Genomic DNA, 14,473 nt, shown 5'->3' with positions numbered 1-14,473 from the left:
TCGCCTGTACGACCGGTGTTCGGACCGTCATGCGGTCCGGGCGGCGGCGCCCCGGGCCAGCTGGCGCAGGGCGCCGAGCGCGGCGGGCGGGAAGGATTCGCGGTCGAGGGCTTCCTCGGCCTGCTCGCAGCGGGACTGGATGAGCCGTTCGACGGTGGCGTGGGCGCCGGTCTCGGCGAAGACGGCACGGATCCGGTCGGCGCCCCTCTCGTCCAGGTCCGGGTTGCCGAGCAGGGCGTGCAGGGCCCGCCGCTGGGCGCGGTCGGCGCGCTCCAGGGCCAGGGCGACGAGCGTGGTGTGCTTGCCGTCGCGCAGGTCGTCCAGCCGGGGCTTGCCGGTGACGGCCGGGTCGCCGTAGACGCCGAGGAGGTCGTCGCGGAGCTGGAAGGCGTCGCCGAGCGGCAGGGCGTACTCGCTCAGCCGCGCGCGGAAGGCCGGGCCCGCGCCGGCCATGGCGGCGCCGATGTGGAGGGGCCGTTCGACCGTGTACTTGGCGGTCTTGCAGCGGACGATGGCCAGCGCGTGCGCGGTGCTCGCGGTGGGGCGGCCGGTGGCCAGCAGGTCCAGGCACTGGCCGTACATCACTTCGGTGCGCATCGCGTCGACGACCCGCAGGACGTCGGCGAGGCGGCCGGCGCGCAGTCCGGCGGTGTGCAGGAGTTCGTCGGACCAGACGAGGGCGACGTCGCCGATCAGGAGGGCGGCGTTGCTGCCGAGCCGGTCGGCGGCGGCCGCGCTGCGGCCGGCCCGGTGGCGCTCGGCGAAGGCGCGGTGCACGGTGGGCCGCCCGCGGCGGGTGGCGGAGTCGTCCATGAGGTCGTCGTGGACGAGGGCGAAGGCGTGGAACAGCTCCAGCGAGGCCGCCACCCGCAGCGTCGGGGCGGGGGTGCCGTGGCCGCCGGCGGCGTGCCAGCCGATGACGCACAGCAGGGGGCGCAGCCGTTTGCCGCCCGAGAAGAGGAAGGTGCCGAGGAATTCGGTGACCACGGCCGGGTGGCCGTCCGCGGCGGCGGCGCGCGCCTTGCCCTCCAGGAACGCGGACAGGACGACGTCGACCTGACTGCGGACTGCGGGCAGGTCGAGCGGCGCGGTCGCGATATCAAGGGTCGACATGAGGCGGTCCCCTCCGCTGTCGCGTCCCAGCGCAAATGTACAACCGGAAGGGGCCGGTTCAGCAGGGCGTCCGGGAGTGCACGGAGCGCTCGACGGCGCGGGCCGGCGCCGCCGGGCGCGGGCGCGCGACCGGCGCCGGACACCGCGGCCGGGCCGGCCCGCCGCGGCCCCGGTGCCGCGGCGGGCCGGCGCTCCTACGTCCAGCGTGCGTCAAGGGTCCACCACTGCGTGGCCTCGTTCAGCCGTTCGCCCGCCTCCTTCGCGGTGTCCGCGGTGACCATGACGGCCGCGGCGGACTCTCCCGCGTACTGCATCCCCTCGCTCCTCGTCCCCGCGGCGAGGTGGAGGGTCAGCTCGGCGCCCGGCACGGGGCAGGGGCCGGCCGGAGGGGCGAAGACGCCCTCGGCGGGCGGGAAGATGGCCCAGGCGACCGCCGGGGCGGGAGCCGCGGGCTGTGCGGTGAGGGTGAGCGGCAGGCCGCACTGGGCGCGCAGGCCCTCCTTGGCCAGGTGGACGCCGAAGGCCCGCTCGTAGGCGTCGGCGATGAGCACTCCCCCGGCGCGGCAGGCGATCTCGCAGAGCACGGGCCGGCCGTCGTCGCCGATCCACGCCTCCAGGTGGAAGGCGGTGGTCTGCTCCGAGCGGGGCAGGGCGGCGATGACGGCGGCCGCGAACTCCATGAGGAGGGGGGTGCGTTCGTCGTCCGGTGCGAGCAGGGTGCTGCTGAAGCCGGTCGCGTCCTTCAGGTGCTCCGCGATGCCACCGCTGTACCGGGACGGCCAGCAGTGCACGACGGCGCCGTCCCGCATGATGCCGTCGACGTGGAAGAAGGGTGCGCGGACGAACGCCTCCGCCATCCACCGGCCGGGCAGGAACGGCTCCCCGGAGTCCGCCGGACGGCCGGCGGGGGCGAGGAACGCGTCCAGGTCCTCCTCGGTGTGCAGCATGGCGACGCCCTCGGCGCCCGCGCCGAAGCGCGGCTTGACGACGACCGGGTAGCCGTGGGCGTCGATGAAGTCCAGCAGGTCCATCGCGTCGTCGACGGGCGCGAAGCCGGGGACCGCGAGGCCGGCGTCCCGGGCGAACCGCTTCATGACGGCCTTGTCCCGGTAGGCGAGCGCGGAGGCCGTGTGCTGGCCGGGCAGGCCCAGCCGCTCGCGCAGCCGGGCGGCCCGGATGACGTCGTCCTCGCTGGTGCTGGCGACGAGGCCGACCCCGAAGGAGCGGGCGGCCGCCTCCGCCGCCCGGTCGGCCGCCCAGGAGTCGTAGGAGTCGACCGCGGCGTGGCCGAGGAAGTGCTGTTCGACGACGTCTTCGGCGCCCTCGACCGCGCTGCGGGGCGTGACCAGGACGACGTCGCCCGCCGTGGCGCCGAGCCACTCCTGCAGGGGGCGCTTGCCGAGCGAGCGGCGGGAGAAGAGGAGGACTTTGTGCACGGGTCAGATCCTTGCGGGTGTGGTGGAGCCGACGGCGCGCAGGGCGCCGTGCAGGTGGACCAGGCCGTCGGCGGGCTCGCCGCGCTCGGCGTGCTCGACGGCGGCCACGACCAGGTGGTGGTCGCCGGCCCGGACCACCTCGCGGCGCGAGCAGACGAGCCGCGCCGGGCAGCCCTCCAGGAGCGGTACGCCGTGGGGGCCGGTGCTCCAGCGCGTGGGCGGCGCGAACCGGTCGGCCCCCTTGGCGGCGAACCGTTCCGCCAGCCCGGCCTGGCCGGCCCCCAGCGTCTGGATGCCGAACCACTGCGCGTCCTTCATGCGCGCCCACGTCGACGAGGAGTCGGCCAGGGCGAAGGAGACCAGGGCGGGTTCGGCGCTCAGCGAGGTGAAGGAGGTGATGGTCACCCCCACGGGCCCGGCCGGCGTGGCCGCCGTGAGGACGGCGACGCCCGAGGCGTGGGCCCGGAGCACCGAGCGCAGCGTGGTGGCGTCGACGGTCACGATCCGCTCCCGGTGGGCGCGAAGTCGGGGCGCTGCAGCCCGAGGTGGTCGCGCAGCGTGGTGCCCTCGTACTCGGTGCGGAACAGCCCGCGGCGCTGCAGCTCGGGGACGACGAGGTCCACGATGTCGTCGAGGCCGTCCGGGAGGTAGCCGGGCATGACGTTGAAGCCGTCGGCGCCGCCTTCGGTGAACCACGATTCGAGCTCGTCGGCGATGGTCTGCGGCGTGCCGAGCAGGAAGCGGTGGCCACGGCCGCCGGCGACGGAGAGGAACAGCTCCCGGATGGTCAGGCCCTGGCTGCGGGCCTGCTCGTAGACGAGCTGCTGCCGGCTCGTGGAGCCCTCGGTGGCCGGGAGTTCGGGCAGCGGGCCGTCCAGCGGGAGGTGGGAGATGTCGACGTCGCCGAGGAGGCCGGTGAGCAGGCCGAGCCCGACGACGGGGTCGACGAGGTCCTGCAGGACGGCGTACTTGTCCTCGGCCTCGGCCTGCGTACGGCCGGCCACGACGAAGACGCCGGGGAGGACCTTGACGTCGTCGGGGTTGCGGCCGTGGCCGGCCACCCGGTCCTTGACGTCCTTGTAGAAGACCTGGGCCTGGCCGAGGGTCTGCTGCGCGGTGAAGACGACCTCGGCCCACCGGGCCGCGAAGTCCATGCCGTCGCCCGAGGAGCCGGCCTGCACGATGACGGGCCGGCCCTGCGGGGAGCGGGCGAGGTTGAGGGGGCCGCGCACCTGGAAGTGCTCGCCCTTGTGGCCGAGGACGTGCAGCTTCGCGGGGTCGAAGTAGCGGCCGGACTCCTTGTCGTAGAGGAACGCGTCGTCCTCCCAGGAGTCCCACAGGCCGGTGACGACCTCCATGAACTCCCGCGCCCGGTGGTAGCGCGCGGCGTGCGCGGGCTGCCGGTCCAGGTTGAAGTTCTGCGCCTCGGCGTCCGTCACCGAGGTGACGACGTTCCAGCCCGCGCGCCCGGCGCTGAGGTGGTCGAGGGAGGAGAACTTCCGCGCGACGTTGAAGGGCTCGTTGTACGTGGTCGAGGCGGTGGCCGTGAGCCCGATGTGTGTGGTGTGCACGGCCAGGGCCGACAGCAGCGTGAGCGGCTCGAAGTGGACCATGCGGCCCTGGCGGCTGAGCTCGTCGGCGTCCTTGTAGTGCGTGCGGACGCCGGCGCCGTCGGAGAGGAAGACCATGTCGAACTTGCCGCGTTCGGCGGTCCGCACCAGGGAGCGGTAGTAGGCGAAGTCGAGGCCCCCGTCCGGGCGGGCGTTGGGGTGCCGCCAGGCGGCGACGTGGTGTCCGGGCGCCGGGAGGAAGGCACCGAGGTTCATCGTGCGACGAGTCGTGCTGATGCTCACAGAAGTGCTCCGGTGGGACGGGTGGGGCGAAGGGAAAGAGGTGGGGCGGTGCGGCCGGCCGGCGCGCGTGCGGCCGGCCGGGCCGGGCGGGTGACGTCTCAGCCGAGGCGGCGGACGGGCGAGCCCGCCAGGAACGCCTGGATGTCCTCGACGGCGTGGCCGTAGTAGGTCGCGTAGTTGCTGCGGGAGACGTAGCCGAGGTGCGGGGTCGCGAGCAGGCGCGGCGTGCTGCGCATCGGGTGGTCCTCCGGCAGCGGCTCGACGTCGAAGACGTCGACGCCGGCGCCCGCGATGCTCCCGGCGTGCAGCGCCGCGACGAGCGCGTCCTGGTCGACGATGGCGGCCCGCGAGGTGTTGATCAGGTAGCTGGTGGGCCGCATCAGGCCGAGCTCCGCGGCGCCCAGCAGGCCCCGGGTGCGGTCGCTCAGGGCCAGGTGGACGGAGACGAAGTCGCTGGACTCCAGCAGATCCTCCTTGGAGGCCGCGAGGCCGGTGCCCACCTCGTCGGCGCGCTCCTTGGTGAGGTTCTGACTCCAGGCCACGACGTCCATGCCGAAGGCCAGGCCCACCTGGGCGACCCGGCTGCCGATCTTCCCGAGCCCCAGCAGGCCGAGGCGGCGGCCGTGCAGGTCGGCGCCGACGGTGGACTGCCAGGGGCCGCCGAGGCGCAGCGCGGTGGCCTCGGGGACGATGCCGCGGGCCAGGCCGAGGAGCAGGGCCCAGGTCAGCTCGACGGGCGGGGTGGAGGAGCTGGCGGTGCCGCAGACGGTCACGCCGTGCCGCTCGGCGGCGGCGTAGTCGATGACGGAGTTGCGCATGCCGGAGGCGATCAGAAGCTTCAGCCGGGGCAGCCGGGCGAACAGGGACGCCGGGAAGGGGACGCGCTCGCGGAGGGTGACGGCGATGTCGAAGTCCGCGAGTGCGGCGGCGAGTTGGTCCTCGGTGGCGAAGTGCTCGGGGAAGGAGACGACGTCGACGTCGCCGGCGACGGGCGACCAGTCGGCGACGGTGGTCGCGACGGACTGGAAGTCGTCGAGTACGGCGCAGCGGAGTTTCATGTCAGCTCTCTCCATCGGTGGTGTCTGTTGCGGTCACGCCGAGGCCGGGGCCGTCGGGCATCAGGAGCGTCCCCTGGTCGATCCGCAGGCCGCGGAAGGGGTCGTCGGTCAGGTCGACGTGGCCGTCCAGGTCGAGGTGGTCGGCCAGGGGGGCGAGCTGGGCCATGGCGGTGACACCGAGTGCGCTCTCGGTCTTGCAGCCGAGCATCACCTTCAGCCCGGCCCGCCGGGCGAGGGTGGCGGTTTCGTGGGCGCGCCGCAGGCCGCCGCACTTGGTCAGCTTGATGTTGACGGCGGAGGCGCAGCCGCGCAGCCGCAGGACGTCCTCGGGGCCCGTGCAGTCCTCGTCGGCGACGACGGGTAAGGGGGCGTTCTCGTGGACGTGGCGCAGGCGGTCGGCCGGGCCCGGCGGGACGGGCTGTTCGAGGAGTTCCACGCCGTGCCGGTCGAGTTCGCGGGCGACCTCGACGGCGCGCTCGGGCGTCCAGGAGCCGTTGCCGTCGACCCAGATGCGCCCGTCGTAGACCTCGCGCAGGACCCCGGCGCGGCTGCCGTCGTCCTCGGGGGTGAGCTTGAGTTTGAGGACGGGCCAGTGGGCCAGGGCCCGGCCGCGGCGAATCAGTTCCTCGTCCGAGCCGGCGCCGATGGACAGGGCCGTCGGGGCGAGGGGCTGCCCGGCGAGTCCGAGCAGGGCGTGCAGCGGGAGCCCGGCGCGCTTGCCGAGGAGGTCGTGGAGGGCCATGTCGACGGCGGAGACCACGGCCGGGCGGATCCCTGCCGCGTGCAGCCGGCCGAGGGTGCGGGCGAGGGCGAGCGGGGAGGCGTCCGTGAGCAGTGGCAGGCAGGCGTCGAGCTCGCCGGGGCGGGCGGCGAGGGCGGTGCCGTATCCGGTCAGGCCCTCCCAGTGCAGCACGAGCACCTGCTGGTGCACGTGGGTGGTCAGGCCGGTGTTGCTGGAGAACGGCTCGGCGAGCGCGGCGCGGAGGGTGTGGTGCTCGGCCTTCACGGGTCCGCCGGCGGGACCGTTCACGGGCCCGCTCGTGCTGCGGCTCGCGCTGCGGACGGTGCTGCGGGCGGTGCTGGTGGCGGTGCTGGTGCTCATGCGTTGATCACCTCCTCGAAGGCCCCCACGACCGCCGAGGCCTGGCGGAAGGTGAGGTCGCGGAAGCCTTCGGGCTCGACGGGGACGGACGGCTCGCGCAGGACCCCGTCGTGCGGGACGCCGCTGCCGTCGCGGAACCGGCCGCGCAGGTACGCGGAGAAGCCCTCGCCGTGCTCCTGCAGCCAGCCGGTCGCGGTGGCGTAGGCGGCGTCGGGCCGGGCCGCGCGGACCGTGCGCAGGAGCGCGGCCATCAGGTCCGCGTCGCGCGGGTCCGTGCCGGCCGGGCAGAGCATGAAGACGGGCGCCGGCAGCAGCACCACGCACAGGGGCCGGGCCCCGGGGAAGGAGCGCAGCAGGGTGGAGGCGATGGCGCGCATCCCGCGGACCGTGGCCTTGCGGGTGAAGTAGCCGCCGCGGCGGGGCGGGCAGCCGGCCATCGCCCGCGCGCCCCAGTGCAGGTGGGTGACGAACGGGTCCTCGTCGCGGCCGGCGGGCCCGTCGGGCAGGTGGGTGCCGAAGAGCCCGGTCAGAACGCTGGTCAGCAGGTGGGACACCACGGGCAGGACGGGCGGCAGCGTGCCCAGCCGGTCCTGGAACTCCTGCGGGCCGGTCAGGGCGCGGAAGGGCTCCAGGGCCGCTTCCGCAAGGGCGCGGGCCGAGCCGTAGCGGTGGCCCGCGAGGAGGAAGCCGCGGCCGTCGGGGCGGATCTCGCAGCGGGAGACCTCGCCGTCGAGCCGGACGGCGTGGCTGATCAGCTCGCCGAAGGCGCGCCGCGGGCCGGGGCCGGCGGCCGCCTCCTCCAGCAGGAGGGTCAGCATGCCGGTGAATGCCTCGGCGTTCGTGACGATCGAGGAGGCCTCCAGCTCGAAGCGGTACCCGGCGATGGTGTGCATGCGGCGCCAGTGCAGGTCCGCCAGCGGGACGAGGCTTCCCTCGTGCTCGGTGCTGACGAGCGGGCAGAACAGCGGGCGGCTGCGGTCGCGGCGCACGAGCGCCCGGCCGTCCCAGGTGTGGAGCGGCAGGACGCGCCGCCCGCCCCGGTCGACGACGGACCCGGGCAGGTAGACGGCGTCGCCGCCGGCCGGGGTGTCGCCGTCCGGCTCGGTCTCGGTCTGCGTGAAGCCGTAGATCAGCGGATAGCCGTGTCCCTGCCCGCAGATGGCGGTGTTGAAGTCCATCGGCCCGGAGCGCCCGAGGGCGATGTCCTCCCAGTTGCCGAGGTGCCCGGTGCGCGGGGGCAGCAGGGCGTCGTCCTTGCGGATCAGGTCCAGGAGGGTGCCCACGGGCACGTCGCGCGTGCCGAGGTGGACGGGGGCGAAGGACTGCGTCCGGGCGGCGAGCGCCTCGGCGCCGGCGGCGTCGAGCAGGTCCAGCCCGGCGAGGATGTCCCGGCTCATGCCGCTCCCCCGCCGTCCTCCTGCCCGGCGGCCTCCAGCCGGCCGAGCAGGTGGGGGAGGGTGCCGCCCGCGAGGAGGACGTCCCACTCCCCCGTCGAGTGCACCTCGGCGCGGGCGGTGAACGCGACGCCGCCGGCCACGACGCGCACCGTGCCGGTCTCGCGCATGGTCTCCAGGCCCTCCAGCGCGAACTCCTCGTGGCCGGTGAGGCCGAGCACGGCCCAGCTCCTACCGTCCGGGAGGAGCAGGGGCAGGATGCCCATGGCGCACAGGTTGGCCCGGTGGATGCGCTCGAAGCTCTCGGCGAGGACGGCCCGTACGCCCAGCAGCCAGGGGCCCTTGGCCGCCCAGTCGCGGGAGGAGCCCTTGCCGTAGTTCTTCCCGGCGAGCACGATCAGCGGGGTGCCGGCGGCCTCGTAGCGGCGGGCCGCCTCGTGGACGGGCAGCCGTTCGCCGCTCGGGATGTGGAGCGTGGTGCCGCCGCTGCCGCCGGGCCCGGTCAGGGCGTTGTGCAGCCGCGGGTTGGAGAAGGTGCCCCGGGCCATGACCTCGTGGTTGCCGCGGCGGGAGCCGTAGGAGTTGAAGTCCGCCACGCCCCGCTCGCGCAGGTGGACGCCGGCGGGCGAGTCCTGCGGGATGGAGCCGACCGGGGAGATGTGGTCGGTGCTGACGTCGTCGCCGAGGGCGAGCAGGGCGCGGGCGGCGCGCACGGGGGCGTGGGCGGGCCGGGCGGCGCCCACGAAGGCGGGGAGCCGGATGTAGGTGGAGTCCTCGTCCCAGGGGAAGACCGGGCCGGCGGGCGCGGTGATGGCGTCCCAGCCGGGGTCGTCCCCCTCGGCGGCGGCGAACAGCTCGGGGGTGAGGAACTCCTCCTCCAGCGCGGCCAGTTCGGCGCCGGTCGGCCAGATGTCGGCCAGCAGGACGGGCTCGCCGTCGCTGCCGGTGCCCAGCGGTTCGCTCTCCAGGTCCGTGCGGACGGTGCCGGCGAGGGCGAGGGCGACGACCAGCGCGGGCGAGGCGAGGTAGCCCGCCCGGACCTGGCTGTGGACGCGTGCCTCGAAGTTGCGGTTGCCGCTGAGGACCGCGGCGACGTTCAGGCCGTGCGCGTCGACGGTCTCCCCGACGCCGTCGTTGAGGGGGCCGCTGCCGCCGTTGCAGGTCATGCACCCGTAACCGGCGACGTGGAAGCCCAGCTTCTCCAGATGGGGAAGCAGCCCGGCGTCCTCCAGGTAGCGGGTGACGGCGCGGGAGCCGGGCGACAGGCTCGTCTTCACCCGGTCGGGGACGGTCAGGCCGCGCTCCACGGCGCGCCGGGCCAGGAGGCCGGCGGCCAGCATGGCCTTCGGGTTGGACGTGCTGGTGCAGGAGGTGATGGAGGCGATGACGACGTCGCCGTCGCTCAGGCCGTTCGCGGTGCGCACCGGCCCGCCGTGGAACCGGGCGAAGGAGTCCGGCAGTTCAGGGATGGAGATGCGCTGGTCGGGCTGGCTCGGTCCGGCGAGGCTCGGCCGCACGGCACCGAGGTCGAAGTCGACGACGCGGCCGAAGCGCGGCTCGGGGCCGCGGCCGCCCTCCTCCCGCAGCAGGTGCTGGTGGCGGCAGTACGCCTCGGCCAGGCGGACGTCCTCGTCACGGCGCCCCGTCTGCCGCAGGTAGCGCAGCGTCTCGGCGTCGACGGGGAAGTACGCCGCCATCGCGCCGTACTCCGGGGCCATGTTGGCGACGGTGCACCGGTCGGCGGCGGACAGCGCATCAATGCCGGGGCCGGTGAACTCCACCAGCAGGCCGCGCACGTTCTCCTCGCGCAGCCGCCGCGTGAGGGTCAGCACCACGTCGGTGGGCGAGACGCCGGGCCGGACCGTGCCGGTGAGGCGGACGCCCACGATCGCGGGGATGCGGATCGGCTGGGCGAGGCCCAGCATCAGGGCCTCGGCCTCCAGGCCGCCCACGCCCCAGCCCAGCACGCCCAGCCCGTTGACCATGGTGGTGTGGCTGTCGGTGCCGATGACGGTGTCCGGGAAGAGCAGGCCGTCGGCACCGGTGGCGACGACGGTGGCGAGCTGTTCCAGGTTCACCTGGTGCACGATGCCGCGGCCCGGCGGGATCACCCGCACACCGTCGAAGGCGCCGCGGGCCCACTTCAGGAAGGCGTAGCGCTCGGCGTTGCGGGCGTGTTCGAGCGCTTCGTTGCGGGCCTGCGCGTCCGGGCGGCCCGCCCAGTCGGCCTGGACCGAGTGGTCGACGACCACGTCGACCGGCAGCACCGGGTTGACCCGCTCGGGCCGGTCCACGCGGCTGCGCAGCGCCGCCAGGTCGACCAGCAGCGGGATGCCGGTGTAGTCCTGCACGAGGATGCGGGCGGGCGGGAAGGCCATCTCCAGGCCGGCCTCCTCGCCCGCGGCCAGCCGTCCCGCGAGGAGGGCCGCCATCTCGGGCTCGCCCGCGCGCAGCAGCGCCTCCAGCAGGACGCGTCCGGTGTACGGCACGGCCGCGAGGTCCACGCCGTGTCCGGCGGCGAACCGCGGCAGGCTGTACAGCTGCGCGTCGCGTCCCGCGAGCTGCTCCCGGGTGATCACGTGGCAGTCACTTCCTTCTCGTCCCCCGACGTCTCGTTACGTGTCGTGCCGTCCTGCCCTGCCGCGCCGTCCTCGCCGGGCGTCCCCCGGTCCCCCGCGACGGCCCCCGCCAGCAGCACGTACGCCGCGACGACGACCGCACCGGCCAGCAGGGCGAAGCCCAGCGACCGCTGCTCCAGGCGGGAGACGACCGGCACCAGGGCCGCCGATACTCCCGCCGTGACGAGGTTGCGGGCGGTGCCGATCCGGCCGCGCACCGCCTTGCCCGCCCTGAGCTGCAGGGCGGTGGTCACCGTCGTCCAGGAGACGGTGTTGCAGGCGCCCAGGACGAGCGCCAGGCCGATCACGACGGGGCCGCCAGGCCCGGCCGCGAGGGCCGCGAAGCACAGGGCCTGCCCCGCGAGACCGGCCCGCACCGCGCCCTTGGGCCCCAGCCTCGTTTCGAGGGGGCCGAGGGCGGGCGCGGCGCAGATCGCGCCGACGGCGAAGGCGCAGTCCATGGCCGACAGCCAGTAGGCGCTGCCGCCGAAGTGCCGCGCGACCAGGGCGAACAGCAGCAGGTTGAACAGCACCACGGCGATGTTGTCCGCGGTGCCCAGGAGGAGGTGGCGGGCGAAGCCCCGCTCCGTGCGCAGCAGGGCGACGACCGGGCCCCAGCCCGCCGAGGCCCCCTTTCCCGCCGCGGGTTCCGCCTCCGGCCGCGGCATCCGCGCGGCGGCGATGGCCAGGCCCGACAGGAGGAAGCCGGCCCCGGTCACCAGGAAGCACGCCGAGGCGCCCCAGCCCTGGATGATCACTCCGGCCACGGCGGCCCCGAGCAGCGCCCCGCCCTGCTGGGCGATGTTCGAGTAGGCGTTGAAGGTGCCCAGCGCCGCGCCGGGCACGGCGGCCGGCGCCATGGAGAACATGGCGCCCCGGTAGAAGGGCTGCCCCGCCTTGATGCACAGCGACATCGCCATGATCCAGCCCAGGGGGCTCGGCCCGGAGAGCATGACGCACCCGATGGCGATGAGCGCCGTCCCCCGGGCGAGCTCGATCGCGGTGCAGATGCGCCGCGGGTCGCCGCGGTCCACCCACGGCCCCGCCACCAGGGGGACCGTGAAGGTGAGGAGCTGTTCGACGATCAGGACGATGCCGAAGGCGGCGATCGAGCCGGTCTCGTCGTAGAGCAGCTTTCCGGCGGCCAGGGTCTGCATGCCGCCGCCGAGGCTGGTGGCCAGGGTGCCGCCGAGCAGCCAGGTGCCGGGCCGGCCCAGGTTCACCCCGCGCATGCCACCACGAACCTCAGCTTCCCGGCCGCCGCCCGGCTGCGCTCGACGGCCTCCTCGCTGGTCGCGCCGGTGGCGATGACGCAGGCGGCCCTGCCCTGGCTGGTGAGCGTCGCGCCGAGCACCGCGCCCGGCTCCTGGAGCTGTTCGACGGTGACGACGCCGGGCTGCGCGGCGGCCTCCTGCGTGCCCTCCGTGCGCTCCAGGACGCCGGCGGCGGCGGGCGTGACGAAGGTGATCGCGGCGGCGCGGAACGCCTCGGTGAACAGGTCGGGCACGACCGTCTCCCCCGCGACCTGCCGGATCCAGGCGGTGTCGAGGTCGATGCCCAGGGCGAGTTCGGCCAGTTCGACGATGTGGTCGCCGCCGAGCCGCAGGTGGGTCTCGACGACGCGCAGCCCGCCGGCCGTGGCGATGACCTCGGTGTGCGTGGGCCCGTCCGTCACGCCGAGGGCGTCGAGCACCCGCGGCACGAACGCGTCGACGGCCGCCCGCAGCCCCTCGTCCACGGGCGCGGGCACGCAGTGGCCGGTCTCCACCCGGGTGGCGTCGTCGGTGAACTTCTGGGTCACGCAGACGACGCGGTGCTCCCCCTTCTCGGAGAGCGCCTCGACGCTGTACTCCGCGCCGTCGAGGAAGCCCTCGGCGAGCATCCGGTACCCCTCGGGCAGCCGGGCGGGGACGTCCGCGGCCGAGCGGACGACGGTGACGGCCGCGCTGCCGCTGCCGTCGACCGGCTTGACCACCAGCGGATAGCCGTGTTCCGCCGCGAAGGCCGTGACGTCGTCGCGCCCGCCGATCTCGCGCGCCGGCGTGGGGTCGACCCCGGCCCGCCGGAGCGCATCGCGCATCAGGTGCTTGTGGCGGGTGGCGCGGACGGTCTCCAGCGCGTGGTACGGCAGGCCGAGGGCGCCGGCGATGACGGCGGCGAACTCCTGCGTCTCCTCGTTGAACCCGCCGATCGCGTCCACGGGGTCGTGCTCGTGCACCATGCGGGCGGCGGCGACCCACTCGGCCACCCCGGCCGTGTCGGGCAGCGCGACGATCCGCTCGTACATCGACAGGTCCCGCTGGGTGCGCACCCGGGACAGCTCGGCGACGACGCTCAGGCGCAGGCCCAGGCGGTGGGCCTTGGCGTGCATCTGCCGGGAGCGGCCGATGCACAGCAGGTGGCGGCTCATGCGGCGCCTCCCTCGTAGCGGCGCGAGCGGGGGCCGTTGTAGCTCAGCAGGGGGCGGATGAGCACGTTGTTGGCGTGCTGTTCGAGCACCTGGGCGACCCAGCCGGCGGTGCGGCCGACGACGAACAGGGGCACGGCCAGGTCGTCGGGCAGGCCGAGCAGCCGGTAGGCGAGTCCCGCGTACAGGTCCACGTTGGGGGCGACGCCACGCCGGGCGTAGGGGCCCATCGCGGCGGCGACCGCGTCGAGGATGTCCAGGCCCCGGGTGTCCCCGCGCTCCGCGCTCAGCTCGGCGACGGTGGCGCGCAGGTGGCGCACCCGCGGGTCCTCGGTGCGGTAGACGCGGTGGCCGAAGCCCATGACGGGCTCGCCGCGGCCGTGCAACTCCTGTACGTAGGCCCCGGCGTTCGCGGGGTCGCCGACGTCGTCGATGAGGCGGACGACCCGCTCGGCCGCACCGCCGTGCACCGAGCCCCCGAACGTCGCCACGGCGGCGGTGAGGGCGGCGGTCATCCCCGCGCGGGAGCCGGTGGCCACGCGCGCGGCGAACGCGGAGGCGTTGGAGCTGTGGTCGGCGTGGACGATCAGGCCCTTGTTCATGAAGCGGACGGCCGCGGGGGTGGGCGCCGCGCCCAGGAGCACCGTCAGGAACGCCTCGACGGCGGGCACGTCCTCGGCCGGCAGGACCGGCTCGCGCCCCTCCCGGACGGCGTGGTGGGCCGCGACCAGCATGGGGATCCGGGCGAGCAGCGTGATCCCCGCGTCGAGCGCCTCCCCGTAGGTCTCGTCCGCGGCGGCGTCGCGCCGGGGCCCGTAGGCGGCGAGGGCGGGCAGGCAGGTGAGCAGCGCGTCCATGGGGTGGGCGTGGGCGAGCGAGCGGAGGAGGGAGAGCACCTCGGGCGGCAGGGCGCGGCGGGCCTGCAGTTCCTTCTCGAACGCGGCGCGGGCGTGCGCGTCGGGCAGTCCGCCGTGGACGAGGAGGTGGGCGACCTCGGTGTACGAGGCGTGCTCGGCCAGGTCGTGGATGCTGTAGCCGCGGTACTCCAGGACGCCTTCGGCGCCGTCGATGCGGGTGATGGTGGTGTGGTCGAAGCTGACGCCTTCGAGCCCGCGGCGGACGGCCTGGCCGGGCTGCGGTGCCGGTGCCGTGGCCGCCGGTGCGGCGGGCTTCTCCTGCGCCGCGGGCGCCGGGCCCGCGTCCCCGGCGTCGGAGGGGCCCGCGTGCCCGGCGGCGAAGGCGCGGATCGCGGCCACCGTCCGCAGTTCCAGGGTGAGTTCGTCGTCCACGGGGGTGCCGTACGCGTTCTCCAGGGCCATCATCAGCGTCACGTGCCCCAGGGAGTCCCACTCCCGGACGGACTGGTACTCCAGGTCGGCGGTGATCCTGCCTTCGTCGATCCTGAGGGTGTGCGCGATCAGCTGGTCGACGCTGTTCATGTTCTTCTCCACGGAGCGGTCTTCGAGGCGTGTCGTGCGGCCGGGCGTGCGGC

At 74.9% G+C, this 14,473-nt stretch carries 11 protein-coding genes; all 11 read right to left on the bottom strand.

Going from position 1 to position 14,473, the window contains the following annotated elements; translation table 11 throughout:
* Window positions 1–27: 27 nt before the first annotated feature.
* The 11 genes from NQU55_RS00980 to NQU55_RS00930 all read right to left on the bottom strand — a co-directional run bounded on the left by NQU55_RS00980 (window position 28) and on the right by NQU55_RS00930 (window position 14,420).
* A complete protein-coding gene (locus tag NQU55_RS00980) occupies window positions 28–1,113 on the bottom strand; it encodes a polyprenyl synthetase family protein (protein ID WP_168092200.1) in 1,086 nt (361 codons plus the stop codon).
* 194 nt (window positions 1,114–1,307) lie between these two features.
* On the bottom strand, window positions 1,308–2,549 hold the full coding sequence (locus tag NQU55_RS00975) for an ATP-grasp domain-containing protein (protein WP_168092201.1): 1,242 nt from the start codon (window positions 2,547–2,549) through the stop codon (window positions 1,308–1,310).
* Window positions 2,550–2,552: 3 nt separating this feature from the next.
* Window positions 2,553–3,050, bottom strand: coding sequence for a flavin reductase family protein (locus NQU55_RS00970; protein WP_256789419.1), 498 nt, complete (start codon window positions 3,048–3,050; stop codon window positions 2,553–2,555).
* Window positions 3,047–4,402, bottom strand: a complete 1,356-nt coding sequence (locus NQU55_RS00965; protein WP_308402188.1) for an LLM class flavin-dependent oxidoreductase — start codon at window positions 4,400–4,402, stop codon at window positions 3,047–3,049. The genes NQU55_RS00970 and NQU55_RS00965 overlap by 4 nt, the downstream gene beginning before the upstream one ends.
* 98 nt (window positions 4,403–4,500) lie before the next feature.
* A complete protein-coding gene (locus tag NQU55_RS00960) occupies window positions 4,501–5,460 on the bottom strand; it encodes a D-2-hydroxyacid dehydrogenase family protein (protein ID WP_168092202.1) in 960 nt (319 codons plus the stop codon).
* 1 nt (window position 5,461) lies between these two features.
* Window positions 5,462–6,562 (bottom strand): mandelate racemase/muconate lactonizing enzyme family protein, encoded by a 1,101-nt coding sequence (locus tag NQU55_RS00955; protein ID WP_256789416.1) that lies wholly within the window; start codon window positions 6,560–6,562, stop codon window positions 5,462–5,464.
* Window positions 6,559–7,959, bottom strand: coding sequence for a DUF6025 family protein (locus tag NQU55_RS00950; protein ID WP_256789415.1), 1,401 nt, complete (start codon window positions 7,957–7,959; stop codon window positions 6,559–6,561). The genes NQU55_RS00955 and NQU55_RS00950 overlap by 4 nt, the downstream gene beginning before the upstream one ends.
* Entirely contained in the window at window positions 7,956–10,535 is a 2,580-nt protein-coding gene (acnA, locus tag NQU55_RS00945; RefSeq protein ID WP_168094173.1) for an aconitate hydratase AcnA, read from the bottom strand. Before acnA ends, NQU55_RS00950 begins: the two co-directional genes overlap by 4 nt.
* The gene (locus NQU55_RS00940) at window positions 10,532–11,806 is read right to left on the bottom strand and encodes an MFS transporter (RefSeq protein ID WP_168094174.1); all 1,275 of its coding nucleotides are present in this window, start codon (window positions 11,804–11,806) and stop codon (window positions 10,532–10,534) included. The genes acnA and NQU55_RS00940 overlap by 4 nt, the downstream gene beginning before the upstream one ends.
* On the bottom strand, window positions 11,794–12,984 hold the full coding sequence (locus tag NQU55_RS00935) for an ATP-grasp domain-containing protein (RefSeq protein ID WP_168094175.1): 1,191 nt from the start codon (window positions 12,982–12,984) through the stop codon (window positions 11,794–11,796). Before NQU55_RS00935 ends, NQU55_RS00940 begins: the two co-directional genes overlap by 13 nt.
* Window positions 12,981–14,420 (bottom strand): citrate/2-methylcitrate synthase, encoded by a 1,440-nt coding sequence (locus NQU55_RS00930; RefSeq protein ID WP_168094176.1) that lies wholly within the window; start codon window positions 14,418–14,420, stop codon window positions 12,981–12,983. Before NQU55_RS00930 ends, NQU55_RS00935 begins: the two co-directional genes overlap by 4 nt.
* Window positions 14,421–14,473 lie beyond the last annotated feature (53 nt).

Origin of the sequence: Streptomyces telluris (assembly GCF_024519335.1) — a bacterium.
Classification (GTDB): domain Bacteria; phylum Actinomycetota; class Actinomycetes; order Streptomycetales; family Streptomycetaceae; genus Streptomyces; species Streptomyces telluris.
The sequence above is the reverse complement of the archived record's forward strand: the minus strand, read 5'-3'. Positions and strand labels throughout refer to the sequence as shown.